The 26,561-nt window shown below is 43.5% G+C and carries 28 protein-coding genes; 12 read left to right on the top strand and 16 right to left on the bottom strand.

Annotation, left to right across the window (positions count from 1 at the left end; genetic code table 11):
* Positions 1 to 36: 36 nt before the first annotated feature.
* From DW931_RS01655 to cobI, 4 genes are read right to left on the bottom strand one after another with little or no spacing between them, the layout of a single operon-like run.
* Positions 37 to 588 carry a hypothetical protein gene (locus DW931_RS01655; RefSeq protein ID WP_118467691.1) on the bottom strand — a complete coding sequence of 184 codons (552 nt, stop codon included), beginning with the start codon at positions 586 to 588 and terminating at the stop codon, positions 37 to 39.
* A 25-nt stretch (positions 589 to 613) separates the two neighbouring features.
* The gene (locus DW931_RS01650) at positions 614 to 1,357 is read right to left on the bottom strand and encodes an ABC transporter permease (protein WP_243015183.1); all 744 of its coding nucleotides are present in this window, start codon (positions 1,355 to 1,357) and stop codon (positions 614 to 616) included.
* Entirely contained in the window at positions 1,348 to 2,190 is an 843-nt protein-coding gene (locus DW931_RS01645) for an ABC transporter ATP-binding protein (RefSeq protein ID WP_118467689.1), read from the bottom strand. Before DW931_RS01645 ends, DW931_RS01650 begins: the two co-directional genes overlap by 10 nt.
* The gene (gene cobI / locus DW931_RS01640) at positions 2,183 to 2,878 is read right to left on the bottom strand and encodes a precorrin-2 C(20)-methyltransferase (protein ID WP_265104113.1); all 696 of its coding nucleotides are present in this window, start codon (positions 2,876 to 2,878) and stop codon (positions 2,183 to 2,185) included. The genes DW931_RS01645 and cobI overlap by 8 nt, the downstream gene beginning before the upstream one ends.
* A 577-nt stretch (positions 2,879 to 3,455) precedes the next feature.
* Between cobI and DW931_RS01635 the strand changes: the two genes are divergently transcribed.
* The 6 genes from DW931_RS01635 (at position 3,456) to DW931_RS01610 (ending at position 10,989) form a co-directional block, all read left to right on the top strand.
* Entirely contained in the window at positions 3,456 to 3,980 is a 525-nt protein-coding gene (locus tag DW931_RS01635) for a polyphosphate polymerase domain-containing protein (protein WP_243015182.1), read from the top strand.
* Between the two features lie 182 nt (positions 3,981 to 4,162).
* Entirely contained in the window at positions 4,163 to 4,840 is a 678-nt protein-coding gene (locus DW931_RS01630) for a DUF4956 domain-containing protein (RefSeq protein WP_118467686.1), read from the top strand.
* A 1-nt stretch (position 4,841) separates the two neighbouring features.
* A complete protein-coding gene (locus tag DW931_RS01625) occupies positions 4,842 to 6,323 on the top strand; it encodes a CotH kinase family protein (RefSeq protein ID WP_182426625.1) in 1,482 nt (493 codons plus the stop codon).
* A 3-nt stretch (positions 6,324 to 6,326) separates the two neighbouring features.
* Positions 6,327 to 8,501 (top strand): hypothetical protein, encoded by a 2,175-nt coding sequence (locus DW931_RS01620; protein WP_118467682.1) that lies wholly within the window; start codon positions 6,327 to 6,329, stop codon positions 8,499 to 8,501.
* 509 nt (positions 8,502 to 9,010) lie between these two features.
* A complete protein-coding gene (locus tag DW931_RS15735) occupies positions 9,011 to 9,589 on the top strand; it encodes a HEAT repeat domain-containing protein (protein ID WP_147353096.1) in 579 nt (192 codons plus the stop codon).
* On the top strand, positions 9,586 to 10,989 hold the full coding sequence (locus DW931_RS01610; RefSeq protein ID WP_118467678.1) for a glycosyltransferase: 1,404 nt from the start codon (positions 9,586 to 9,588) through the stop codon (positions 10,987 to 10,989). Before DW931_RS15735 ends, DW931_RS01610 begins: the two co-directional genes overlap by 4 nt.
* A 361-nt stretch (positions 10,990 to 11,350) precedes the next feature.
* Here the strand turns inward: DW931_RS01610 and DW931_RS01605 are convergent, their stop codons facing one another.
* Positions 11,351 to 11,527, bottom strand: a complete 177-nt coding sequence (locus DW931_RS01605) for a helix-turn-helix domain-containing protein (protein ID WP_338126553.1) — start codon at positions 11,525 to 11,527, stop codon at positions 11,351 to 11,353.
* A 16-nt stretch (positions 11,528 to 11,543) separates the two neighbouring features.
* Here DW931_RS01605 and DW931_RS15810 point away from each other — a divergent pair, with 16 nt between their 5' ends.
* The 6 genes from DW931_RS15810 (at position 11,544) to DW931_RS01570 (ending at position 15,051) form a co-directional block, all read left to right on the top strand.
* Complete coding sequence (locus DW931_RS15810) at positions 11,544 to 11,681, top strand: hypothetical protein (protein ID WP_181357141.1); 138 nt, start codon at positions 11,544 to 11,546, stop codon at positions 11,679 to 11,681.
* 270 nt (positions 11,682 to 11,951) lie between these two features.
* Positions 11,952 to 12,554, top strand: coding sequence for a Type 1 glutamine amidotransferase-like domain-containing protein (locus DW931_RS01600; RefSeq protein ID WP_007888235.1), 603 nt, complete (start codon positions 11,952 to 11,954; stop codon positions 12,552 to 12,554).
* Positions 12,555 to 12,842: 288 nt separating this feature from the next.
* A complete protein-coding gene (locus tag DW931_RS01590; protein WP_118467676.1) occupies positions 12,843 to 13,124 on the top strand; it encodes a DUF2500 domain-containing protein in 282 nt (93 codons plus the stop codon).
* Between the two features lie 539 nt (positions 13,125 to 13,663).
* Entirely contained in the window at positions 13,664 to 13,948 is a 285-nt protein-coding gene (locus tag DW931_RS01580) for an Ada metal-binding domain-containing protein (protein WP_118293713.1), read from the top strand.
* A gap of 172 nt (positions 13,949 to 14,120) precedes the next feature.
* Positions 14,121 to 14,411, top strand: coding sequence for a DUF4491 family protein (locus DW931_RS01575; protein ID WP_333491337.1), 291 nt, complete (start codon positions 14,121 to 14,123; stop codon positions 14,409 to 14,411).
* Between the two features lie 277 nt (positions 14,412 to 14,688).
* Positions 14,689 to 15,051 (top strand): helix-turn-helix transcriptional regulator, encoded by a 363-nt coding sequence (locus DW931_RS01570; RefSeq protein ID WP_118467674.1) that lies wholly within the window; start codon positions 14,689 to 14,691, stop codon positions 15,049 to 15,051.
* Between the two features lie 261 nt (positions 15,052 to 15,312).
* On the opposite strand, the gene DW931_RS01565 is transcribed toward DW931_RS01570, so the two are convergent.
* The 11 genes from DW931_RS01565 to DW931_RS01515 all read right to left on the bottom strand — a co-directional run bounded on the left by DW931_RS01565 (position 15,313) and on the right by DW931_RS01515 (position 26,516).
* Positions 15,313 to 16,368 carry a tyrosine-type recombinase/integrase gene (locus DW931_RS01565; protein ID WP_118467672.1) on the bottom strand — a complete coding sequence of 352 codons (1,056 nt, stop codon included), beginning with the start codon at positions 16,366 to 16,368 and terminating at the stop codon, positions 15,313 to 15,315.
* A gap of 1 nt (position 16,369) precedes the next feature.
* Positions 16,370 to 17,209: a tRNA 2-thiocytidine biosynthesis TtcA family protein gene (locus DW931_RS01560; RefSeq protein WP_117795381.1), complete on the bottom strand. Its 840-nt coding sequence runs from the start codon at positions 17,207 to 17,209 to the stop codon at positions 16,370 to 16,372.
* Between the two features lie 333 nt (positions 17,210 to 17,542).
* Positions 17,543 to 19,399 (bottom strand): NlpC/P60 family protein, encoded by a 1,857-nt coding sequence (locus DW931_RS01555; protein WP_118467670.1) that lies wholly within the window; start codon positions 19,397 to 19,399, stop codon positions 17,543 to 17,545.
* A 144-nt stretch (positions 19,400 to 19,543) separates the two neighbouring features.
* Positions 19,544 to 20,191, bottom strand: a complete 648-nt coding sequence (locus DW931_RS01550; protein WP_022358645.1) for a cytidylate kinase-like family protein — start codon at positions 20,189 to 20,191, stop codon at positions 19,544 to 19,546.
* Between the two features lie 161 nt (positions 20,192 to 20,352).
* Positions 20,353 to 21,276, bottom strand: coding sequence for an RluA family pseudouridine synthase (locus DW931_RS01545; protein WP_118467668.1), 924 nt, complete (start codon positions 21,274 to 21,276; stop codon positions 20,353 to 20,355).
* Positions 21,273 to 21,797: a signal peptidase II gene (gene lspA, locus DW931_RS01540; RefSeq protein WP_106999863.1), complete on the bottom strand. Its 525-nt coding sequence runs from the start codon at positions 21,795 to 21,797 to the stop codon at positions 21,273 to 21,275. The genes DW931_RS01545 and lspA overlap by 4 nt, the downstream gene beginning before the upstream one ends.
* 22 nt (positions 21,798 to 21,819) lie before the next feature.
* Complete coding sequence (gene aroB / locus DW931_RS01535) at positions 21,820 to 22,929, bottom strand: 3-dehydroquinate synthase (RefSeq protein WP_117795370.1); 1,110 nt, start codon at positions 22,927 to 22,929, stop codon at positions 21,820 to 21,822.
* 21 nt (positions 22,930 to 22,950) lie between these two features.
* On the bottom strand, positions 22,951 to 23,709 hold the full coding sequence (locus DW931_RS01530; RefSeq protein ID WP_227589505.1) for a YlmH/Sll1252 family protein: 759 nt from the start codon (positions 23,707 to 23,709) through the stop codon (positions 22,951 to 22,953).
* 149 nt (positions 23,710 to 23,858) lie between these two features.
* Positions 23,859 to 24,368: a cell division protein SepF gene (locus DW931_RS01525; protein WP_022358650.1), complete on the bottom strand. Its 510-nt coding sequence runs from the start codon at positions 24,366 to 24,368 to the stop codon at positions 23,859 to 23,861.
* A 4-nt stretch (positions 24,369 to 24,372) separates the two neighbouring features.
* Positions 24,373 to 25,071 (bottom strand): YggS family pyridoxal phosphate-dependent enzyme, encoded by a 699-nt coding sequence (locus DW931_RS01520; protein WP_106999861.1) that lies wholly within the window; start codon positions 25,069 to 25,071, stop codon positions 24,373 to 24,375.
* A 41-nt stretch (positions 25,072 to 25,112) separates the two neighbouring features.
* On the bottom strand, positions 25,113 to 26,516 hold the full coding sequence (locus DW931_RS01515) for an HlyD family efflux transporter periplasmic adaptor subunit (protein WP_106999860.1): 1,404 nt from the start codon (positions 26,514 to 26,516) through the stop codon (positions 25,113 to 25,115).
* Positions 26,517 to 26,561: the final 45 nt, after the last annotated feature.

Raw genomic sequence — 26,561 nt, 5'->3', positions numbered from 1 at the left:
TGTGAAGGTACTGAACAGTTACGAATCCCTTTTAATTTAAATCCGGCGTTTCCCCGTATAATCCCGCTTCCGGCGTTCATTTACGATATGATTCAGAATCCCGCCACCGATAATAATAACGGCTGCCATCATCAGCACACGTTTCGCCCCTTCCTGCGGAAGTGTGCTCTTAGACGCAATCGACGTAGTATTGAATTGAAGGGTATATTCGATTTCATGAGGCGTTCCCATCGCCAGTGTATCCGCCCTGACTGTAAGTTCTTTTGTCAGATCCAAAACAGGGATCGTAAAATGAGAATTTGCGTCCTTGGCACTTTCATTCTCGTATTTTCTATTATCTACCACCATGTAATCATAATTGGAACTGCTCCATGTGATGGATATGTATGCCGTTCCATCTGTCACCGTCAGAAGAGCAGGACTCTGGATCGAAGCCTTTCCGCTTCCTCCGGTCATTGTTACCTCGATGGCATATTCACCATCCTTCAGGGAAAGCAGCGTTCCAGCACCTGCCTGCGCTGTCAACGTCCACCGGCTGCTAAATAAGATACAAATGATTCCCAAAAGAATGAAACCTATTTTTTTCATAGACAGAAAACTCCTTACCCTGTGTTTATAAATTCTTTTTCTTATACAGAAACCAGGACGCAGCAATCGAAAAACACGCCAGATACAGAAGCAGGATCCCAATCGTTGTATAAGAAAATGCCTCATGATTGGCGATGCTGCGAAGCGCCGCACTGGTCTGCGATAACGGCAGATATTCAATCACCTGGCGCAGACCATCCGGCATACTCCGGGCTGAAAAGAATGTATTGCACAGATATGCCATCGGCATAATCACGTAATTCGAAAAGCGCGGCACATCGGCATGGTTTTTGGCATAAAAAGATACCACAACTCCAATTGCGGAAAACACAGATCCGTTTAAAAACATTAGAAGAAACGACCAGCCGTTAAAACAGAGCCCCGTTCCGATCGGCAAAATCAGAAGAATAATCACGGCTCCCGCATATAATCCCCGTAGACTTCCGCCGATGATCTGTCCCGCGATGAACTGCCACAGCGGGGTAGGAGAGATGATGACCTGGTCAAATGCTTTTTCGTACAATCTCTGGACGTTTAAATTCTGGGCGATAGCATTGAAACTGCCGTTCATGGTCGTCAGGGCAACCACTCCCGGAATCAGAAAGTTCAGATACGATTGTCCGTGCGACATAGTCTGGATTCCAAGACCAAACACCAGAATATATAAAAGAGGGGCAATCATGGCAGCCAGCGTGATTTTATAAAAATCCCGCCGGAATTCTACCCATTTTTCCCATAACACAGTAAGAATACCCATTTTTACCGGCATTCCAGCTGCTGCCCGATTGTCTCCAGAAATACATCTTCCAATGTCGTACTGCGAAGCGCTGTTTCCTGTTCTGACGCGGACAAATACTGAATTGCCTCCTCCTTTCCATGAAAATAGTGTGATTTCAGCCCATCTGGTGAAGTCTCATCGACCGCATACCGCCCCAGCGTCTCTATCATATGCCCCGGAGCATCTGTTTCCTCCAGACGTCCACCGCACATAAAGCCGACACGGTCACAAAGCGTTTCTGCTTCCTCCATATAATGCGTTGTCAGAAGAATGGTAAGCTTTTGCTGATTCAGCTTTTTCAGAAGATTCCACATCTGACGGCGGGCAAATGCATCCATCCCTGCAGTCGGTTCATCCAGAAGAAGGATTTCCGGTTCCGTTAAAAGTGCCCGGCAGACCATCAGCTTCCGCTTCATGCCTCCGGAAAGCTTTCGGACGGTTCTCTTCCGATAATCGATCAACCCGCAGAATTCCAACAATTCCTCTGACCGCTCCCGAATCTTTCTGAGCGGCATATAATAAAGACGTCCCTGATATTCCATAATCTCGTTCATCGTCATATCCTGACGCATCGAGTATTCCTGCGTAACGACACTGAGTTTTTGTTTCAGCTGATTTTTCTGACGGGTCAGCAGCTCTCCGTTGATCCAGATTTCACCCGAAGTCGGAAGCAGGAGAGTGGAGAGCATTCCGATGGTGGTCGTTTTTCCGGCACCATTCGGTCCCAAAAGCCCAAAGAACTCGCCTGTCTCAATTTTCAGGTTCAGATCCTCGACCGCCAGAAAATGATCGTATTTTTTTGTCAGATGCTTTAATTCAATCATGGTTCCCTTCCTTCACGACAATAATCGAATAATAACTTGCCCGATCTGGAATTTCATCAATTTTATGATAAATATGCTCCTCTGGCATACCACAATTTTCGATCATGGTACCTGTCATATGCTTTTCTTTCAGGGTCGCCTTGACAAGCGGCATCTTGGAAGCTGCTTTCATCAGAACCTTGGTACCTGGAAGTTCCAGCGCCGCCTCAATATCATAAGTGGACGGAATAATATGAAGCTGTTCTGAGCGGTCAACAAGACTGTCCTGAAGCTTGGCGCTGACCGCGCAGAAGGACGGAATGCCATTAATGATTTCAGTTGCATAACCATGTGCTTTTACAATCCGATGGATATAAATATAGGTACTGTAAATCGTCGGATCTCCGAGCGTGAGGCAGGCAACATCCTTCCCCTGTTCCAGCTGCTCTATAATCTGATTCGAGGCAGCCTGGTATGCTGCATTTAAAACAGCTTTATCTTTTGTCATCGGAGTAGTGAGGTTTAAGCATTCCTTTTCATCCAGATTTTCCACGATCCCACTGGCAATTTTATAGGAAACTGCATTTTCCTTTCCATCCGCCGGTACCGCAATCACCGGGCACTTCTGAATCGTGTCAACTGCCAGATACGTCATGAGCCGCGGATCGCCCGGACCTACTCCTACACCATATAAGGTTCCTTTTATCATAAACATTTCCTTTCTGTGAAAACTGTGAGAAATTCAAGTGTTCAACTTTTAAAATTTTTGTACGATGCCTTTTTTGCTTTTTTAATAAAGTACGAAATTAGCCTTTTTCAAAAGTAAAAAATTTTGTACTTTATAGTTAGTGGTTAATAAATGGCTTAGATACAAGGATTATAGCATAAAGTACAAAAATTTCAAAATGCACTTTATTTCAGAATGTACTTTATTTCGAAACAGAATAAAGTACATTTTCAAATCGCTCCATTTTGGAAATTTCATAAATAGTGGAATAAAGTGGGTTACAAGAATTCCAAAAGCAGTTATCCGCAAAAAGGGTTAATGTCAGTGGAATGTATTTTGGATATGTTCCCCAAAATGGAAAACAAATACAGATGAGCTTACCCGATGGCTTTGACTGTTATCAGTCTACACCATCGGTTTCCTCAAGTCCAGCTAACCCCTGAATAGTAACTGAGAGGTCATTGTATAGTATGAAGTTGTATTCTAGACAGAAAAATTTTTTGGATGTATACTATAGAGTTGGATTTACTAAAAAGCAAAAGCAGGAGGAAATAATACTGTGCGCGATGTACTGCGGGAAGAAAAGAAATTTCTGCTGAATCAGGCAGAAGCTTTAAAACTCCGGAATTATCTGTCAAATGTGGTTCATACCGATTTACATAATGGACCAGATGGTTACCAGGTACGTTCTTTGTACTTTGATTCTTTGTCAAATCGGGATTTTCAGGAAAAAGAAGATGGTCTGGAGTTAAGAAGAAAGTTTCGTTTGCGGGTATATAGTCCTGATGCGGATTTTGCACTGTTTGAAATGAAGCAGAAGCAGGGACCATATCAGCGAAAGCGATCATTAAGATTATCCAGAAAGGAAGCGCAGGCTCTCATTGAGGGTGATTATTCCGTACTTTTAAACAGTGGCAGTGAGTTTGGACAGGAATGTTATTCAATTATGGAAATGTGGGCATACCGTCCTAAAACAGTTGTAGAATATGACAGATTTGCATTTATCGCGCCAGAAAACTCTATTCGAATAACCTTTGATTCCAGAATACGGGCTAATGAAGTGAATTTTAATGTGTTTGATTGAAATCTGGTGTTAAACAGTGTAATGTCGCCTTTTGCTGTAGTGCTGGAAGTAAAATACAATGGCTTTTTGTTAAGCTATATCAAGCATATGCTTCTGCCCGTTCAGAAAAGCGAGCTTTCCGTGAGCAAATATTGTATGGCAAGACAAATTGGCTGTAACTACAGGTTTTAGGAGGAAAGGAAATGAAAGAGACGATTTATAACCTGCTTGCCCAACAGGGGGATATGACCTGGCAGCAAATTATAATGCATATTCTGGTAAGTGCTGTCATTGGTCTGTTTATTTTTATTTCATATGTGATTTCACATAAGGGAACGATTTACAGCAAAAAATTTGGAGTAACACTGATCGTTCTGACGGTTATGACAGGAACAGTTATGACTGTCATAGGAAACAATATTGCATTGTCGCTTGGTATGGTCGGTGCATTATCTATTGTGCGTTTTCGAACTGCAATAAAAGATTCCAGAGATACTGTATATATTTTCTGGACGATTATTGTGGGAATATGCTGTGGAGTTGGAGATTATCTGGTTGCTGCAGTAGGCAGTTCTGCTATTTTTCTTATTTTTCTTATCATGGGAGCGATTCGCAGTGATAACCGTATGCTTTTGATCATCCGTGCAAAAAGAAGCCGCTGTGAAAATATAGAATCTCAGGTCTTTCGTTATTTTGGGACTGGTGTCGTTCTTCGGGTAAAAAATACGACAGAGGAAAATGCTGAGTACATTTATGAATTATCCAGAAAAATACTGGAGAAAGTTCAGAAACAGTATCCGGCTTTAACAGATGATTTCTATAACCTTGGACAAATCGAAAGTGTTAATATTGTAGCTCAAAGCGATGAGATTTATAACTGATATGAAATATAAAATAATAGGATTTATATGCTGCTTTGCGGTTATCCTGATTGCCGTTTTTGCGCCATTGTCTTATAAGGACTACCGAAAAACAGAGAGAATTCATCAGCATGAACAGGAAATTCCCCAGGAACCATGTACGGATCCTGCGGATGGCGGTCTGTGTACATATCTTCCGATTGTCAAAATTGATACAGATGGGATAGAAATCCCGGGAAGACCCATTAAGGATGATGGAAACAACCGCATTTATACACGCGCTACGGATGGGGAAACTACAATTGCTGCTCAGATGGATATAATTGGGAATGACAGCAAAGAGTACCATCATGCAAATGAAACGGCAGATGTATCTTCTGAAATCCGTATACGAATGAGAGGTAATTCCTCAAGAAAGTTTGATAAGCCAAGCTATGCCATCAGACTTGTAGATAAAAAAGGGGAAAACAATCCGCTTTCCATTATGGGAATGGATGCGCACCATGAATGGGTATTATACGGTCCCTGGCTCGATAAAACAGCCATACGAAATTATATGTTTTACAATCTTGCCGGAGAAATGATGTCTTATGCGCCAAATGTAAGATTCTGCGAAGTAATTCTTAATGGTGAATATGAAGGTCTATATGTAATGACTGAAATGATAACCGGCGGAAAAGATGGAGCCAGGCTGGGACTTCGTGTAAATGCCAAGCGCAGCACATTTTCCGGATACCTGCTTCGCCTGGATCATCAGCATGCGGGCGAAGAAGCTTTAAACAGCTTTACAACGTATACCTACAAAACCCCCTTCCTGCTGCAGATAGAATATCCCGGAAACAGGAACAGGGATGCCAGACTGACAGAAGAAATCCGACAGGATTTTTCAAATTTTGAAAAAACTCTGTATTCATATGATTATGACAGGGAAAAACATGGCTACACTTCTATGATAGATGTAGACAGCTTTGTAGATTACTTTATAATCAATGAGCTTTCCAGTAATGCAGATGCCGGAAACTATTCCACTTATATTTATAAGGGAACCGACAATCTGTATCGTATGTGTGTATGGGATTTTAATAATGCCTGCAATAACTATTTCGAGGAGGAACTTCCTTATACAGGATTTTTCCTGAACAACCGATTATGGTTTGAAATGCTTATCAAAGATGAGGATTTTACTGAACGGATCATCCAGCGATATCATTCCTTGCGAAAAGGTCTGTTAAGTGAAGAATCACTTTATCGTTATATCGATGAAACCCTTGATTTTATCGCACCAGCTCTTGCAAGAAACGATGCACGATGGGGAAGTGTGGAACAGCAGGCAAAGGGACTTCTGGTTCCGGTATCGAGAAATCTTGACAGCAGATCTGCCGCTGAAGGACAGTTAAAAGGTTACTTGCGAAACAGAGGAAAATGGCTGGATGAAAACATTGAGACTCTGCGTCAGTATTCAGCATCCTCCCGTGTAAAGCAGTATAATGAGGTTAATGATTAAAATATGAAACGATTTATTATCAGTATATCTGCCATCATTCTGCTTGTATTTATTGGATTTATAGCTGTGTTTTATGGCGGATTTTATGTAGACTCAGGCCGGGACAATCATGTAAACACATTTGTCCAAACTGAGAATAAAGAGATACTTATAAAGGACAAAGATAAGTGGAAACCATTTGAAGTCAGAGGAATTGACATGGGAAGCGGTATTCCAGGTGAATGGTCTACAGATTATGCGATCACCAAAGAAACCTATCTGCACTGGTTTCAGCTGATCCAGGAAGCAGGAGCAAATACGCTGAGAGTCTATTCTGTCCAGAATCCGTCTTTTTATAAAGCGTTCTATGAATACAATTCCCAACATGAGGAGCCGTTATATTTACTTCAGGGAATCTGGGTAAATGATTATATACAGAACTCCCGAGTGGATGCATATGCCGACTCCTTTGCAGGAAAGCTTCTGGATAATTGCCTGGTCACTGTAGATGTGATCCATGGAAAACGACTTATCATCAATAATGATGCAGATACAAGTACAGGACTTTATTTACACGATGTCTCGAAATGGGTGCTGGGATATATTATCGGAAATGGATGGGAAGATACAACCGTTGCATATACAGATGAGAAATATCCGGATATGGAACCGTATAAAGGAACTTATCTTACTGCTTCAAAAGATGCCTCTGCCTTTGAATCCCTGCTTGCAGAAACAGGTGACAAGATGCTGTACTATGAATCAACAAGATATGATGAGCAGCGTCTGATCTCCTTTTCCAGTGGAAATGCAACAGATCCTTTTGATTATCCTAAAGAGATTGCAGAATATTTCCGAAAATGTGCCCGGATCGACGCAGAACATATAACTGCAACTGATAAATTTATATCCGGTCAGTTTGCCAGCTACAGTGCATCTCCATATGATCAGGATTACCTTTCCTGTATGGAATACACAACGTGGAACAGCTTGTCTGATAAAAAGATTGACTTTAGTGACTGTATCACTCCTGACGGAAAAAGGAATACTTATCGGGCATATTTAAGACTTTTAAACGAACATCATACAATGCCGGTTTTGGCTGTTGAATTTGGTGCAGCCACAGGACGAGGTGAGATTCAGGAGAATCAGGTAACCAGCAGAGGACTTGGATACTATTCTGAAAAAGAACAGGGAAAGATTCTGGTAGATTGTTATGAAGACATTATGGCTGCCGGACTTTCCGGAGGCTGTGTCTACTCCTGGCAGGATGAATGGTTCAAGCATACCTGGAATACCATGTATGCTGTAGATTTAAGCCGTAATATTTACTGGGAAGATGCTCAGACAAATGACCAGCATTTTGGCTTGCTGGCATTTGACTGTGGGGAAAAAGAAAGTGTTTGTTACGTGGACGGGGATACTTCCGAATGGACGGATAAAGATATGGTGATCCAATATGAAGACGGCTCTTTCATCAGTGTGAAGTATGATGCCTCCGATGTTTATTTATATCTCCATAAAAAGGGCTTTGATCTGGAAAATGACACGCTGTATGTTCCGGTTGATACGACCCCTAAAACAGGCAGTACCCGTATGGAAAATTGTACAGCAAAATTTGAAAGACCTACAGATTTTGTACTGATCTTAAATGGAAAAGATAATACTCGTCTGTTGGTTCAGGATCGGTATAATCCCATTCATGCCAATTATGAGGAAGATATTACAGGAGAAGATTCTTATATTGATCCACCGGCTCGGGATAGCGCTGTATTCGAAAATATCTGCATGGTATTACGGGATGTTATTGGTCAGTATCAGGATGCTGCCACACCGTTAAGAACCTTTGAAAGTGGAAAGCTGCATTATGGTAATGGAAATCCATCTGCATCTGATTATGATTCCAGAGCAGATTTTATCTGTAACGGAGATGATGTGGAAATTAGAATCCCATGGCAGCTGCTGAATTTTTCTGATCCGTCCCGAATGCAGATTCATGATGATTATTATGATGGAAATTATGGCATTGAAGCAGTGGGGATCAAAGAGATGTTTATAGGTCTTGGCAGAGAAGGAAATACTATCGAGATGGGACGGCTTAAACTGAAAGGATGGGAAAATACAGTATCTTACCATGAAAGATTAAAAGAAGCATACCAGGTTCTGAAGACATACTGGACAGGAAAGGAACACGAATGATAGCACAATTTGTGATTGTTTTTTATTTTATTGTCTGTGTGGGGATTATTCTGTTTAACTGCTTCACAGAGATAATTTCAAGATATCGTTCCTGTGTTCTGAAAAGGAGGGAACAACGATATTGCGAAGAATACAGACAGCTGTTTTTAGATAATATAACGGAAAATAAAAAGCAGGAAAAAAGGCTGGTTAAAGAGCTTCAGTCAACCAGTAGACTTCTGACGTTCAGTGAAGCATTATATAAAGTTGAAAACCGTATGCCGGAACAATTCCAGCAGGGAATAGCATCTGTAAGTCGGCTGATGGAAGAACTGATACCGGTTTATAAAAGAAAATCGGATATGGAAAAGGCCTGCTTGGCTTATGTATTTGCCATATTTCATATGACGAAATTCCAGGCTAAGGAAATTGTTTTCCCATTTCTTTTTGACCTGCTTAGAAATAAAAGTCTCTATTGCAGAGAGAATGCTTTGCGGGCGTTATACAGTTCAGAAGATATACACGCAGTTATGCAGGCATTGGAATTCCTGAATGCAAATGAGCAGCTGCTTCCGCATAAAAAAATACTTGTAGATGGACTTCTTTCCTTCGATAAAAAAGAAGAACTGATACCACTCCTTTGGAAAAAATTGAGTGAATTTCATCCAAGGATGCAGGTAAACCTGTTGGATTATATTCGATATGCATCGTCAAACTGGAAGGATGAAATGCTGTCTATGTTGGAAACAAGCCAGGATAGGGAAATTCAGATCGCATGTGTCCGCTATTTTGGCAGATATCAGGATGAACGAAGTGTTTCTTTTTTGCTTCATCACGCCAAAGAAGAAAAGGAAGGGGTCTGGGAATTGCAGAATGCCTGTATTTCCGCTCTTGCTATGTATCCCGGACCGCAGACACTGGAAATTTTGAAAAAAGAGATTTCCAGTAAAAACTGGTATGTCCGTCATAATGCTGCAAAAAGCCTTGCAGTTCTGAATACAGATAGGGACGCATTAGCTGATATTTTACAGGGAAATGACCGCTATGCAAAAGAAATGTTAGAGTACCAGTTAGATGCAGCAAAAGCACAAAGGAGGGCGGGTTTATGACCGATGCATTTCGTTTTTTTCTGGAATGTGTCAATCTGTTTTTTATTATATATCTGATTGGATATTCCAGCTTTTTGTTTTTGTCGGTTGTAGCAGGAGCAATTGAACTGTACAAATCATACCACCTTGAACAGCTGCACAATAAACTGTGGCAAAGCTATTACATACCGGTTTCCATTCTTGTTCCGGCTTATAATGAGGAGATCACGGTGAAGGACACAGTTACTTCACTTCTCAACCTGGATTATAAACTATATGAAATTATAGTGATAGATGATGGTTCTAAAGACAAAACATCTCAGATCCTGATTGATGCATTTCATATGGAGCGAGTGGCGCGCCCGATCCGTCATCTAATCCAATGTCAGCCCGAGGAAGATGTTTATGAATGCCCGAACCAGAAAGTACCCATTACTTTGATCCGTAAGAAGAACGGCGGAAAAGCAGACAGCCTAAATGCCGGAATCAATGCAGCCAGGTATCCTTGGTTTATCTGTATGGATGCGGACTCTATTTTACAGCATGATTCACTGGAGAAAATCGTTCGTCCGGTTCTGGAGGACGAAAATGTAATAGCCGTTGGTGGAAGTGTCCGTCCAGCCAATGGTGTTGTCATAAAAAAAGGTCATGTGATAAAATATAGGCTGCCTAGAAATATAATAGCAAGAATGCAATCCCTGGAATATGACCGTTCTTTTCTGGCAGCACGTATCCTGTTGGATAAAATCAATGCAAACATGATCATATCCGGAGCTTTTGGATTATTTGAGAAAAAAACAGTGATTGCCGTAGGCGGATATGACAGCAGTACAATGGGCGAGGATATGGAACTGGTAGTCAGACTTCATGAATTCAGCCGCATGAATCGTAAGCCATATAAGATTGATTTTGCACAGGATGCCATCTGCTGGTCGCAAACACCGGAAAAATTAAGTGAATTGGGCAAGCAGCGGAAAAGATGGCAGAGAGGATTGTTCCAGTGTATGTGGGGACACCGTAAAATGCTGGCAAACCCACGGTACGGAGCTGTAGGACTTTTATCCTATATTTATTTTCTGTTTTACGAATTATTGTCACCATTTATTGAACTTTTTGGTATACTTACAATGGTTTTATCTGTGATGATGGATATGCTGAATGTAAAGTTTATGCTGGCATTTCTTGCCTGCTATGCCCTGTATGGTATTTTACTTACATTAACTGCATATTTTTCAAGAATCTATACCATTGACCAGAGGCTTTCTTTTCGAGAACTGATCCTTGCTATTGTTGCTTGTTTTTTTGAAACAACTTTTCTCCGCTTTTATCTGGCATTTGTCCGTGTGACTGCATTTGTGGGATACAAGAAGAACAAACTGAACTGGGGTAAACTGGAAAGAAAGAAAATGAACGGAATATAGTTTTATTACTATGTCAATTTAGATTGATCGAAACGACGGGAGAAAGTCTTGATTTAGCTGCGGGAAAAATAGGATTTGAGACTATATTGCAATGGATTATCAGTCATCAGAAGTAATGCTTTTGGGAGAGATACCTTTACGGCATCTCTCTTTTTGTTTCATAGGAAATTGCGAAAAGTAAAAAAATTTTGTACTTTATAGTTAGGGGTTAATAAATGGCTTAGATACAAGGATTATAGCATAAAGTACAAAAATTTCAAAATGTACTTTATTTCGAAACAGAATAAAGTACATTTTTAATTGTCCGGATGTAGCGGGGGAGTGGTTTTAGATAAATTGGATTCTTATAATATTATGGTTTTCAGAACTTATTTCTTATCTTTTGGTATTCTCTAGGTGAATATCCTTTTAGCTTGTGGAAGAGTCGGCTGAAATAAAGCTGGTTATCATACCCGACAATCTTAGAAATCTCATTGATGGAATAAGTTGTTGTTTCAAGTAAAATATAGGAAAAGCAGCCGGAGACTTCCAGAACCAACAGAAGATCCAGAAAAATGATCGTGAACAGAGGCTGGCAGGAATCTACTACAACCGAGGAAGAAATGCAGGCTGTAAACCGGAACATCAATGAGCAGAAAACGCAGACCATCGAGACGCTGCGGCAAACCATTAAGGAATGGGACATTTCATGAAGAATTGGAGAAACTGTTTCCAGAATTAAAATAGACACATATAATTGAACCGGCCTTTCATACATTGAGAGGGTATTCTTAATCAAAACATAAGGGAAATCCGTATAGAAATCAATGAAGATACAAAGGAAACAATGCAGGAGAAGATTAAACGGATGTCGGTTACAGAAGCAAGCCGAATGGCAGTGTACTAAAATTTGGTGGATGTAACTGAAGAAAAAATATGATATAATGTGAGTAACAAGTCGGGATTTATAAAGGAGAATATTGATGAAACTATTTTTATGTTCGCACTTTTCAAGTGTAGGAAGTCTGATAAAGGAAGAAATTGAAAATAAGAAAGTCGCATTTATTCCAACAGCTTCACTGCGTGAAGGCTACACCGGTTATGTCGGCTCGGCTCGAAAATTATTCAAAAAGTTGGGAGCAATCGTAACTGAAATTGATATTTCAACGGAGGCTTATTCAACGATACAGTCTGTTTTTGAAGAAGCAGATGTGATATATTTTACCGGCGGAAATTCTTTCTTTCTTATGGACCAGCTCCGTAAAACGGGAACTGATGGACTGCTGAAAAAGGAATTGGCAAATGGAAAATTGATGATCGGCGAGTCGGCAGGCGCAATTATATGCGCTCCAAGCATCCAATATATCGAGCAAATGGATGAAAAGCCGGAGGACTACTCACAAGAAGATGATGCAGGGATTGATTTGATTGATTTCTATGTTCTTCCGCATTATCTTACAGCACCATTTAAGAAAGTTACCGAGAAAATAATGACTGAGTTTTCGGATTTGAATCTATGCCCAATTAACAACCGTCAGGGAATTGTAATTGATGGTGAAGATTCAAAGGTTATTTGCAAAGACTAATTTGAAAATTCCAGTTTGCCGATGCTAAAAGGTTAAAACAGAATATCGCGGAGACGATGGACTATACGATTTATTAAAATATATTATCTATGCGAGTTTCTACATAATTGTGATTAAAACGGGTATGGATTTCTATGGGTATAAGCGCTTTCCGAAACTATACGAATCGTATTCTGCACCGTGGTATACAGAAGCATTACTGTATATCGCTGCCTCGCTTTTCGTGATTGTCGTATGTTTTGTGCTCAGAGTAATCATTGGACGAAAGATGAAGAAGAGGTGAGCTATATGTTTATGCTGTTTGAGTTTATGTTTCCGATTATCTTCATAATGGTTTTTGGCATGATCATCTTCCAGTTTGTGACAGGAATCGGAACATGGCATAAAAACAATCAGTCACCGCGTTTGTCGGTGAGTGCAACCATCGTCTCAAAGCGTGAAAATATCACACATCATGGCCATGCAAATGCGGGGGACCTGTCTGGAACTCATGGCTACCATTCTACTTCAAGTACCAGCTACTATGTCACGTTTCAGGGAACGAGATATCTGTCATTTGAGCGCGTGTGATTCTGGAGGTGATAGTGTGAAAGAAAGTAGACGAGGAGGTGATTTTAAGAAAAAGTTTATGTCAATTCAAGTTAACGAATCCAGAATTAATGTCGCGATGGTCTTCTAATAATGAAGAACCAATGTCACATTATTTAAATAATTCATGTTACCGAGCACTCTGGAAATGCCCTGATTGTGGTGGCGAATATATAAGTTCTATTCGAGATATGGCAACGGGAAACGTGGATTGTGTGTATTGTTCAATGAAAGAAGTTCTTCCGGGTGTTAATTCCTTTGCCGTATTGCATCCGGATTTAATGAATGAGTGGAACCATTTGGATAACTATTTGTTATGTGATCCTGATCAGATTTTGGATAATTGCATAACACCTGTTTGTTGGACATGCCCAGTGTGTGCACACGATTATAAGTGCTCACCAAAGCAACGGATTCTTTATCAAAAACGAAACATGGATGCTTGTACTTTCTGTAAAGGTTTGCGAAGAAAGGAACGGCATTATATTTGACTAAGAGAAGGTCACTTTACATCCCTCAAAATGGGTAAAATGACCTTTAACATCAATTATGCGACGGGTGACAGCTCGGCTTCTGGAACAAACAAGACGGCAGAAACAGAGCAGGCCACACAGGCTGTTACGCAGGCAGCTTCTCAGCAGACCAGCACGGAATCCTATATCCTCAATACCAATACAAAGAAATTTCATCGGCCGTCCTGTTCATCGGTCAAACAGATGAAGGAGAGCAATAAAAAATCCTCATCAGAGAGTAGGGATGCGCTGATTGCTGCAGGTTATGATCCGTGTAAAAAATGCAATCCGTAAAAATGTGTCAGATATTTAAAAAATATGGAAGAGGAAGGTTGTAGTTCTATATTGCAATACTTCTTCTTTGCGCATATTGGATATGCTGTTGAGGGCGACTGTTGCACGCAGAAGATAAGTTGCGCCGGTCTGCGATAATGTGCTGTTTGTATAAGGAAAAGGACAAGGAGTTATGATGAATTTTAGTGGGATATTGATTGGTGTGCTTACCTTTTTTCTGATTGGATTGTTCCATCCTATTGTTATATATGCGGAGTATTACTTTGGAAGCCGCTGTTGGCCGGTATTTTTGCTGGTGGGCATTTTGTGTATGATTCTATCCGTAAGAATGCAGGAAATACTTTGGTCGGTTTCCCTGGGTGTTTTGGGCGTCAGTTGCTTTTGGAGCATTAAGGAACTGAAAGAACAGGAAAAAAGAGTGGAAAAAGGATGGTTCCCGAAGCGGAAGGTGGATAAGCACTAAAGAAGAAAGCGGGGAGATGAGAAGATGGCGGTATGGAGATTACAGGTGAATACTAGAGGAGCGAACGTTGCGGATTATTGCTTGCAAAACCATGTTGCAGCACTTTGGGCTGGCAAGGTACTTGCTATGGAGCGTTTACGAAATGAGAGATAGAGCGTATGGAAATAATCTATACGTTGTCAACGCACCATAGCGTTTACTATACGTTCTATTTTTTTCCTTTTTAAGAAAAGTGATTAAAAAACTATTGACAATTTGTTACTGGGAGAGATAGAGAGTGCGTTTTGATGAACTTTTTGAAATGAGAAAACTGACAGGAATAAAATTAAAGGACTACATCAGTGGCAATGGATTCTCTAAGGTATCGTTCTGCAAAAAGGCAGAAATTTCTCGACCTACTTTAGATAAAATTTTAAATGGCGAGATAGATAGTAAAAGCTCATTCGATAAGCATTTGAATAAAATTTTTACCAGTTTGGGCATTGGCCCGGATACTTTGATGGAATTTTCAACGAAAACGCAAAGCGTAGATGCGATGTACTCGCAAAAGGCTCTGATAAATTATCAAATGAATGATAAGGCAAAGATGGAGTATGATCTGTTGCAGGATATTTTAAACCTTTGCAGTGTTTATTATTAGAGGCAGAAGGCTATGAGTGAACAAACTACAGCAGCCAACTTAGACAAAGTTATTGAGACACAGATGAAGCAGAGTGAGAGTGCTTGAACTAGGAAAACCGATGGCATAAACTATAAGCAGTCGAGGTCATCGGTTTTCTTGGCAAATATGAATTTTGAACTTTATTTTAGCAAAATACTATTTTCACTTTACACGGAAATAAAGTACGAAATTAGCCTTTTTTACCTAAAAATTTTTTTTACTTTTTGCCTTTTTTGCCCTTTACTCTTTTTCTCTCAGCTGCACCTTATTCCTTGCGCTTCGCCGCCGTTCATCCTCCAGCGCCGCATAATGCTTCTTCGTCGTATTGACATCACTGTGTCCCAAAACATCCGCGACGAGGTAAATATCGCCGGTTTCACGGTACAGATTAGTGCCGTAGGTGCTGCGGAGCTTATGTGGCGTGATCTTTTTTAGCGGTGTGACGAGCTGTGCGTATTTTTTGACCATTTTTTCCACACTGCGTACGTTAATGCGCTTACGCTGCATGGAGAGGAAGAGTGCTTCTTCGCTGCCTTCCTCTGGGACAATATGTTCACGCTCGCTGAGATAGTCCTGAAGCGCATATTCTACCTCGGCACCAAAATATACGATGACTTCCTTTCCGCCTTTTCGATGAATCCTAAGACCACCGTTTCGGAAATCAACATCGTTGATATTCAGTCCGACACATTCTGATACACGAAGCCCCGTACCAAGCAGAAGCGTCATCATCGCCAGATCTCGCAGCTTGGTCTTTGCATGGTAGGCTTTCTGTTTTTCGGTCAGACATTCGCCATCCTCAACCTCATCCAGGAAACGCGCCACCTCGTCAACATCGAGGCGTATAATTTCTTTTTCATGAATCTTGGGAAGCTGCAGAAGAGAAGCGGGGTTATTCTGAATCCGCTCGGTCCGGTAAAAGTAGTTGTAAAAGCTCTTGACCGTCGAGACTTTCCGCATGATACCCCGCTCTGTATTCATCAGATCCTCACGTTTTTCGGTCGAATAACATTTCAGATACTCCATATATTCTTCCAGATCCATCAACTTGATTTCATCCAGAATGGAAAGCGGAAAATCACGCAGCTCCTTTGTTTTAAGCTCTGGATTTGCTTGTTTCAGGAAATCAAAAAATGTCTTTAAATCATAGGCATACGCAAGCCGAGTGCGCGCCGATGTACGAGGTTCAATGCCGCGGAAGAAATCGGTACAGAACGGTGGCAGCTCTTTCAGAATGCCTCGGATTCGTTTTGTGTTTTCGATGTCTTCCTGTTCGTGGTAGGAGAGTGCAGCCATATCACAATTCCTCCTTTGGTGATGATGAAAGGTCCGAATGTATCAAATTTTTCAGGTGTTGATCGGTCCGTTCCGGCCATCCGGGATTGTTTCCATCAATAATCGCATGGAAAAAGCGATCCTTTACCCCCGGTGAATCATGGTTGAGTTTCCTTGTTAATTGTTTCACATACTCGCGTTTTGTTTTTCCATCTACGGGACATGGATTTTTACAGACTGGAAGATGATATTTGTTTTTAAATCCGATCACATCGGCTTCCTGGACATACATCAGCGGGCGGATCAGCGTCAATCCCGTTTTGTCCAAATGGGTTTTCGGCGAGAAGGAATAGAAACGCCCCTCATAAATCAAGGATAAAAGCATGGTTTCGATCAGATCGTCGCGGTGATGTGCATAGGCGATTTTATTACAGCCAAGTTTCAGAGCTGCTTCATTTAAAGCGCCTTTTCGCATCTTGGCACAGAGCGCACATGGATTGGATTCCTGACGGGTTTCAAAGAGAATCTTGCCGATTTCCGTCGGAACGACCGTGTAGGGCACGTTTAATTCATCACAAAGCTCCTGAACCGGTTTTAAATCAAATGCAGCCGCATCCGATGAAAGCGTCGGCGACAACCGGTTCGAAACCTCCGGAGAAAGTGCCTGAAAGCCCAGATCAACTGTAATAGCACAAAGTTCAAATGGTTCCGGGTAAAACCGACGAAGCCCCTGTAAAGCATATAAAAGTGTCAGGCTGTCTTTACCGCCAGAAATACCGATAGCTATTTTATCGCCGGATTGAATCAGACGATAGTCATCAACCGCCTGGCGGGTTAAACTTAGAAGACGTTGAAGTTTCATGAGAACATCCTTTCAAATATAACGAATGAATAGTTTAGCAAACAGATTAAGTGCATACACATATTTATATTTCAAACTATTCGATAAAGTAGGCTTTCACGAATAGTTTTGTCCATCTTCCTATCATACCATGTTTCCCTTTATTTGTAAATAAATCTTTTTACGAATTATTCAATATCGTATTTCAGCATAAAAACAAACCTAAACACAAAATGGATGGATGCCGCCTTTGCCATTTACCAGCAAACACTCCAGCAAAAAACAAAGGCAACATCCATCCAGCTCAAAATCCCTTATGACTAATTCATATTCATTTTATTCTTTATTCACTTCTTAATCCAAAAACGCCCGGTAATACGGCCAGACCGCATGGACCTTTCCGACCGTTACATTGCGTGCACTGCCGGATTCATGTACGCCCAGTATGGTTCTGTCTGCGTTCCAGCCTAAAAACATTACAACGTGCGAATCACCGCCAAGCTGGACAAGCAAGTCGCCCGGCTGAAGCTCTGCGCTGTTGATCGCCCGTCCTGTCCGCACAATCTCGTAGGTGCTGGCGGCACCCATTCTATTGCCAAGCGCGGTCCAGTATACCCAGTTGACCCATCCAGAACAGTCAAGCCCTGACAAAATCCGTCCCTTGTAATCCGGGCTTGTCACGCTGGCAAAATGATTGCCGGAAAGTCCTGCTGTACTCGGTTTTCCTCCATAATAATATGGAATCTTGCCAACGGAATTGAGCGCGCATGTGATAACGGCACGCCGCTCCGGTGATAAATCCTCTGGAAGTAAATCCAGGTAAGACGCAATTTCTGCCGGTGTCAGCGGATTCCCGAGTGCAAACTCTGAACTGGCAAGCCCGTACATTCCCTGCCAATCCTGAGCAGCGAGTGTCTGGGCGGCTGTCTGTTTTTCTTCCGTCCAACCCTGCCAGTTCCCGACAGCCTGATTTCCCGTTCCATCGAGTGCAAACAGATTATGCTTCTCTTTCAGACCGGTTGTCTTAACGGTAATAGTCAGATCAACGTGTCCCGGGCAATATTTTCCGTTTTCATTTAATGTAACTGCCGCAGCGCTCTCCGCACTGAACGTCGCCTCTGACGGGGACGCAACCGCTTTTGATTCGGCTGCCTGCTCCTGTGTGGAAGCCCCCGGTCCCTGTGCCGGTTTGACATAATTATTTGCTGTGGATGCCGCCTCGCTCTCCGTTAACGGCTCTTCTGCCGCTGTCTGACTGTCTCCTGCGCCCTGGGCATCTAAAGCCTCCGAGGATGCCTCTCCTGCTGCACTGCCGCTCTCCACATCGTCATCTGCTGTTCCCTCTGTCGCCGGCTCGTCCGGCAGTTCTGTACAGCCCTCACAGTAATACACATTGCTAATGCTCACGTGGTACTGGTGGGAACTGGTCCAGAGCTGATTGATATAGGTATTGAACAGGTCTGTATTTTTCCAGTCCAGGCTATATGTATATACATTTGCCATAGACAAAATATCGGTCGCATTGGATACGAGGGACGTCGGCTTTCCGTCTCCGTCACATATCTGGAAACGGATATTTTTCCAAGTTGGAACTACCCAGCTCGCCGGGTCCTGCGCGTTATGCTCTGGATTGGAGGGATCATAGCTGCCGAGTACCTGTGCAGCTGGCAGCCCCATTTTCTGGGAAGCCGTAAGCGGTGTCGTCTGGATCCACCCGTAGATCTCCGATATCCACTGTGCATCCCGTGTTCCAAGCGCTTCGTACATCTTCGCGCCCCAGGTATCTTCTGTCCCCATACTCCGGAATCGTTTTGCAAGTTTATACCATGGAAGAGACTCAAATGCCGCCAATGGATCAGACAGATCAACAGCGCTCTCTTCCGTCCGGAGCGCCATCAGGTTATACTCCGTTTCCGACGGAATATATTCTTCCGAGTCTGCTCCCAGACCATTTAAAAATCGGGATGCCATGTGAATCGGGTGTACCATTTTCTTCATCAGACGGTCGCAGAAGGATTCGTCTGTATCATTTTGTGTCTCCTGGTCTAAAATTCCATCTGCAATCACAACTTTATCAGCAGGCACATCGACTGATAAATCCACCTCCGGGCGCACTGCTTCGGCAATCCCGCACAATAAAATACCCGATGCCGCCATGAGCGCCGTTCGGATTATATAAGAATGTCTTTCTTTCATCATCATTTTCTTCATGTATCTACATTCAAAATCTTAAGTAACTATTTTGTTTTTATACCCCAACGCAATCTCATCTTCAAAACATCCAGGCGCAAAAAACCGATGCGTCCTTTCTGATTCTTCACCAGAAATTCAAACACACCGGTTTTAATTATACTTTTATGCGTTCTCGTTTATCTTAAGAAATTCTTGTTTCTTTTTGGCGAATTCCTTAATAATTTCTACGGCACCGTCGATGCCTACGACACTGCTGTTGATGCAGAGGTTATAGCTCTTGGAGCTGCCCCAGCGTTTGCTGGAATAATAGTTATAATAACCAGAACGCTGCTTATCGGTCTTGATCATCACATCTTTTGCCTTATCGCGGGTAATATTGTGACGTTTCATCAATTCCTGAATCTTCACTTCCTCATCTGCACAGATGAAAACAGACACTACGTTCGGATAATCTGCCAGCGCATAGTCCGCACACCGTCCTACAATGACACAGGATTCTTCATCTGCCAGTTTCTTGATCGTGTCAAACTGTGCCAGGAAAATCTTGTGGTTGATCGGCATATCCATATAAGCCGATGTATTATAACCCATCGAATAGGTGTCCATTACCAGTGAATATAAGAAGCTGTTGGTTGGTTTCTCATCATGCGTCTTAAAAAGCTCTTCACAGAGACCGCTGTTCTTCGCTGCCAGTGCAAGAAGCTCTTTATCATAGCACTTGATTCCCAATGATTCCGCCAGTTTTCGTCCAATCGCTCTTCCGGAGCTGCCGCATTCGCGACCGATTGTAATTACTAAATTTTTTTTCATGTCTCCCTCAACTCCTTTCAAGTTCTGCCTTTATTATAACACAAGCTATCTGAAAAGTCATCATTTTTTCGGAATAAAAGGTATTTCTTAGCGACACAGAAATAAACTATCTGAAAAGAATGTGTATACGAATTAGAACGATCTTACTATTCACGTTACTTTTACTTTCCAGCTTTTTTCCGCAGCTTCTCCAGCAGTTCTTCAAAATACGCTGGCAGCGGCGCAGAAAACTCCACATACTCCCCAGTCCGCGGATGGATAAAGCCTAAGACTCCCGCATGCAGGGTCTGCCCTTCCAGTGAAAATGGCTGCCGCGCCGGACCGTACACCTCATCGCCCAGAAGCGGATGACCGATGCTTGCCATATGGACGCGGATCTGGTGTGTGCGTCCCGTCTCCAGGCGGCACTCGATAAATGTATACGCCCCGAAGCGTTCCAGTACGCGGTAATGCGTGATCGCATCGCGCCCCTGTTTGGAGTGGATGCTCATTTTCTTGCGATCCGTCGGATGACGCCCGATCGGTGCATGGACAGTGCCCTCATCCTCGCGCAGATTGCCAAATACGATGGCATAATACACGCGGGTAATCGAATGCACCTTGAGCTGTTCTGCAAGTGAATTGTGGGCGAAATCATTCTTGCACACCACCAGCACACCGGTCGTGTTCATATCGATCCGATGGACGATCCCAGGGCGCATGACTCCGTTGATGCCGGAGAGCTGATCCTTGCAATGGTACATCAGCGCATTGACCAGAGTCCCCGTATAATGCCCTGCCGCCGGATGGACAACCATCCCCTTCGGCTTATTGACTAAAATTATATCCGAATCTTCATACAAAATGTCCAACGGGATATTTTCCGCCTCGATCGCCGCCTCCTGCGGTTTTGGAACTTCAAAGGCGATAGTTTCCCCGCCATTTACCTTGAAACTACTTTTAACCGCTTTTCCATCTGCTGTCACGCTGCTCTCTTTCAGAAGTTTCTGCAAAAAGGAACGGGACAGATCCGGGCAGGCGTCCGCCAGAAATTTATCGATGCGGGTTCCAGCCGCCTCTTCTGGAACCAGATATTCCTGCATCATCGCCCCGACTCCTTTTTCGCACCTTTAAAAGAAAGAAATTCCAGTTCCTCATCCGAATAGAAGAAGAAAAACAGAAGAATCAGCGAGAAAGTCGCGATCACCACATAGCAGTCTGCCACATTAAAAATCGGGAAATCAATCAGCTTAAAATACAGGAAATCCACCACATATTTCTGTGTCAGACGGTCGATCATATTGCCAACTGCGCCTGATACGAGCAGAAACAAGCTGCACATCAGCGGCAGATACCGTTTCCCTGCCGGCATCCGGTAAACCGCCCACAACACTGCCAGAATGACTGCCGCTGCAATCAGGAAGAAGAATCCCTGCCGTCCCTGCAGCATTCCAAAAGCAGCGCCGCGGTTTTCAGAATAATAAAATTCAAACACACCCTTAATGAGCACAAATGGCTTCTGCCCTTTCAGATGGACAACTGCCAGATGTTTTGTAAACTGATCCAGTCCGATGCTGACTCCCAGCCCGATAAAAAAGATAAAGAACTGTCGTAATTTCGTGTTCATGCACCTGATTCCTTTCCTGCTATTATACCAGCACCTGATCGAGTGCCTGTTTCATCTCGTCCTCGGTTACTGTACGATCCACGTAGGCGTCGCCGATGGAATGAATAAGAATAAATTTGATGATGCCGGAATCCATCTTCTTGTCGTTCTTGGACGCTGCCACAATCGCATCTTTCTCAAGCCCGGATACCTGCGTACCGATATGGAATTCTCCCAGTGCTTCTTTGAAGCGGTTTGTTTCCTCCGGTTTGATCATGCCGCGGTTTTCCGACAGCTTCATCGCTGCCAGCGCGCCGAGTGCCACGCATTCACCGTGCAGAAGTTCAAAGTTTTTCAGCTTCTCGATCGCGTGTCCCAGCGTATGACCAAAGTTTAAGAGCATACGGTCGCCTTTTTCGGTCGGATCCTTCTCTACCACAGCACGCTTGATCTCATTGCTCCAGGTCACTGTCTTGCGGAGTGCCTCCGGCTTTCTCGCCCAGATATCTGCCGCATTTTCAAGCAGCCACTCATAATATGCCGCATCCTTGATCAGACCATGTTTGATAACCTCGCCCATACCGGCGGAAAACTGGTTGTCCGGAAGCGTCTGAAGCGTATTGATATTGGTAAATACCAGCTTCGGCATATGAAACGCGCCAACCATATTTTTGTACGCGTCAAAATCAACGCCCGTCTTGCCGCCAATGCTGCTGTCCACCTGGGAAAGAAGCGTCGTCGGAATCTGCATGAAGGCAACGCCGCGCAGATAGGTCGCCGCCGCGAATCCGCAGAGATCGCCCACAACTCCGCCGCCGAGTGCTGCCAGCATATCGTTGCGGTCAAAATGGTTCAAAATCAAGGTCTCATATAAATCCCGGACGGTGTCGAGGTTTTTGTGCTCCTCGCCCGCCGGAAATACGAACGAAATTACCGTCTTGCAGCACGGCGCCAGAAGTTCTTTTACCTCATTCAGATATAATTTTTCTACGTTCGAATCCGTCACGATGCAGAGACGGCGGTTTGAAATGGAGAGTTTTTCGATTTCACCCGGAAGTGCCGAAAAATCTTCGGTCATCACAATATCATAGATCGGCTTCTCGTCCAGGTGAACGGTTACGCGATTCATTTTCTCATTCTTTACTTCTGTCATTTGTTTTCAGTCCTTTCTTTTTTACACATATTTATCCGCATAAACATACAGACGTCCCTTTTTCGACAATCCCCCGCTCCCGGCAAAGCGGAATTTTCCCATGCCGCGCACAGATACAATCTCGCCCTCTTTAAGCTGCACCGCCGGGGAAGTCACCTGTTTCCCGTCAATAAATACCTTTTCGCCCTCAATGAGCGGCAGTATCTTCGTGCGGGAGGATGAAAATACCATCGCGATCACACTGTCAAGACGCGGTGATGCAACGCTTCCACTCACGCGCTCCATCTTCGGTGTGATCGGCTCCGTCGCGTCCGCCCTGCGGCAGATCACGGAGGTGTGGCGCACCATCGTGAGTTCCTGGCAGAGATAATCCGCCATCTTTTCCTGACAGAAGACGCAGCAGCCATTTTCCTTCATCAGAATATCCCCGATGCAGCTGCGCTCAATCCCCAGGTTCATGAGCGCCCCGAGATAATCCCGGTGCGTCAGCGCCTCACTGTAGCGCAGGTTTGCCGGAATGACCTCCAACACGGCGATCGGAAGTCCAAACTCCTCATCGTCATACGAAGCCAGAAAACAAAGAAGTTTGCGCTCTGCGCCCTCAAAGCCGCCCGTCAGGCAAGTCCGCACCGGCGGCAGCGTCTTCTCGATCGAGTGAAAGATCGCCTGTTCATTTAACGACAAAAAGCCGGTACTTGTCTGTATATCGCGCTGATAACAGAGTCCGGCCAGTTCTATCATTCTCTTTTTTAAAAGCTGTTCTTCTTTTTCCTGCAGCATCGCGTGTTTCTACTCCTGTTCGAAAGTGCTTATATAAAGTGTGCTCCTGCCCAGAGAGCCTGTATACAATCAGAAATCACACAAATTTCCGATTGTATAATAAATACTCCCAGGTTCAGATATATAGCGAACCTGGGAGTATATCAGTATCAGAAGTGGAGATTCATCCCGGAAACATTCATGGAACCGTCTGCTAAGAGTTCGGGAAAGTCGCCGGACAGCTCAACCGATGACGGTGTCGCAATAAAAATGTAATTGGAAATCTTCTGGAGATTTCCATCCATCGAATAGGTCGCGCCACAGGTAAAATCAATGATACGCTGTGCAACCTCCATGTGGATTCCTTCCATATTTAAAACAACAGCTTTTCCAGCCAGCAGGTAATCGCAAATCTCTCTCGTATCCTCCATGGAAGTAGGTTTGATCAGAGATACTTCCATGCTGCGGCGCATCTGCACTACCTTATTGTTAGAGGAACGTGGCAGAAAACGCGGCTTAGATTCCTCCTCGTGGCGGTAATCATCCATCTCTTCGTCCCTCTTGCCGAAAGAACGCTTCTTAATCACCGGTTTTTCTTCTTCGTAATCTTCCTCATCGAAGTAATCGTCATCATTCTCTGTGAGACGCATTGTATCCATTAATTTGTTCAGAATACTCATAACCCTATTTCTCTCCTATCTTTGCCCTGGTTCCAAAAATGCCCGTACCGACTCTTACCATAGTTGCACCTTCTTCAATCGCTGTCTGATAGTCTCCGGTCATTCCCATCGAAAGGACATTCATAGTAACATTATCAATGTTTTTCCGTTTCATGTCAACATATAATTCATATAATTTTTTAAAAACACCACGATTTTCTTCCGAATTCTCTACAAATGGTGCAATCGTCATAAGTCCCTGTATGTGGACATGCGGGTACTTTGCAATTTCGCGTGCCGCTTCCTCGACTTCTTCCGGGGCAAAACCAAATTTGGACTCTTCTCCGGCGACATTGACCTCCAGAAGAATAGAAACGTCCAGATCACGTTTGACCGCTTCTTTTTCGATCTGCTCTGCCAGTCCCACCGTATCGACGGAGTGAATCAGAACTGCCTTGTCAATTACCTGACGGACTTTATTTTTCTGTAAATGTCCAATCATATGCCAACGGATATCAGACGGCAGCTGCGGTTCCTTCTCCAGAATCTCCTGCACCTTGTTTTCGCCGAAATCTCTGGCGCCGGCATCATATGCCTCTTGAAGCATCGGCACCGGCTTTGTCTTACTGACCGCGATCAGCGTGACATCCTCCACCTTCCGTCCGCTCCGCTCGCAGGCGTTCCGTATATTCTGACGTACTTCTTCTAACTGTTCCTGAACCATATGTGATACACCTTCCTTATCTCTATATTTTGGAAATATCATTACTGATATACGATCTGGCCATCCGATACGGTGCTGGCATCCAACACGATATGGTCATAAACCGATAATCCATATTTGGTTCCTTTTTCTACAATGTAATATTCACCGCTATTTGCAAGTTCTTTCACCTGCTTGAACACCGCGTATCCCTTATTAATATTGTAAGCACCTGTCAGCTTTGCCGTCGGTCCTACCTGGAAGCGCTCGTTTGAATCCGGCTTCACCAGATAATCGCCGCTCTTTAACAGCCCATCGTCGCTCTTCTCGACATAATAATACTCATCTGTCGAGCTGTAAATCTCCGGCGTGACAAATTCAATCGACGCCTTTCCGCCTTCGCCGTAAACTTCTTTATTGAAGCCAGCCTCATCTTCAGTAGCGTTACCGCCCGTTGTCATATAATCAACTGGAATGGTATAAAATTCCTTCTCCATCACCGATGATACCGGAATTTTAAGTCCCTGCGTTTCCTCGCTGGAGATCTCGAAGTTCATAAAACGCTCGGATTCAAACTGGATCATGTAACGGTCCAGATCCAGGCGTCCATACAGATTGCCATCGGAACCGGTAAACATCGAATAATTTCCCCGGAATTTCATATCACTTCCCAACGGCTCGATCGTCAGTGTATCTTGATCGGCAAACTGCTCTTTATCCTTGTCATCCATCTGAAACACGATACTCCAGTTCTCCGATGTGATGATCTTGTACACCGGCGTGCCCGCCTCGATCAGTTCCCCAGCTCGTCCCACCTGCCGCGTATATTGACTCCGGTCAAACGAATCCGCCGTCACCTCCTCCGGCGCGACCCCCTCAAAAGAATCGGTCACATAGGAAATAATACCCGGCTGGGGCGCCGATATCTGTTTGTAATTGATACCCTGTGCCTGAAGCTGTGCATCCATATCGCCCAGCGCATTGAAATTCATATACTCTGCAACCGAAGCCTGCAAAGAATATTTGGCGTCGTAGACGCTTTCAAAGCGCTGATCGTTGTAGGATAAACAGAACGAACTGAGTTGTTTCTTCAAATCAGCCAGATTTTCTGCTGACAGGGACACCCCAGAGGACTGATTTTCTTCCAAAAATTTCCCCAGCTCGCCGGTCTCATCTAGCGAATAGACGCGCGCCCCAGCGCCTGCCCGCTTTCCCTCGCGCACATAATAGTTGACGTACCCGGTCTGCGGTGCATTTTCCACTGTCTCATCCCGAAACAGGATTCCGTTGTATTCTTTATTATTTACAATACTTCCCTCGACGACCTCATAAAACTGGACGTGATCCCGCCTGAGATATGTATAGACACTGAAAGAAAGATAGACGAAAATCATGGCAAAAATGATCATGCCTACATTGATATTCAATGGCTTTCTGTAGCGTACAATTTTCTTGTTTTTGGCCATGCAGCTCTATCCTCCCTTTTCCCGATGTACTTCTCTGGCAGCTGT

The sequence above is a fragment of the Clostridium sp. AM43-3BH genome (genome assembly GCF_003479985.1).
Lineage (GTDB): Bacteria > Bacillota > Clostridia > Lachnospirales > Lachnospiraceae > Otoolea > Otoolea fessa.
This window is presented reverse-complemented; position numbering and strand designations above follow the sequence as displayed.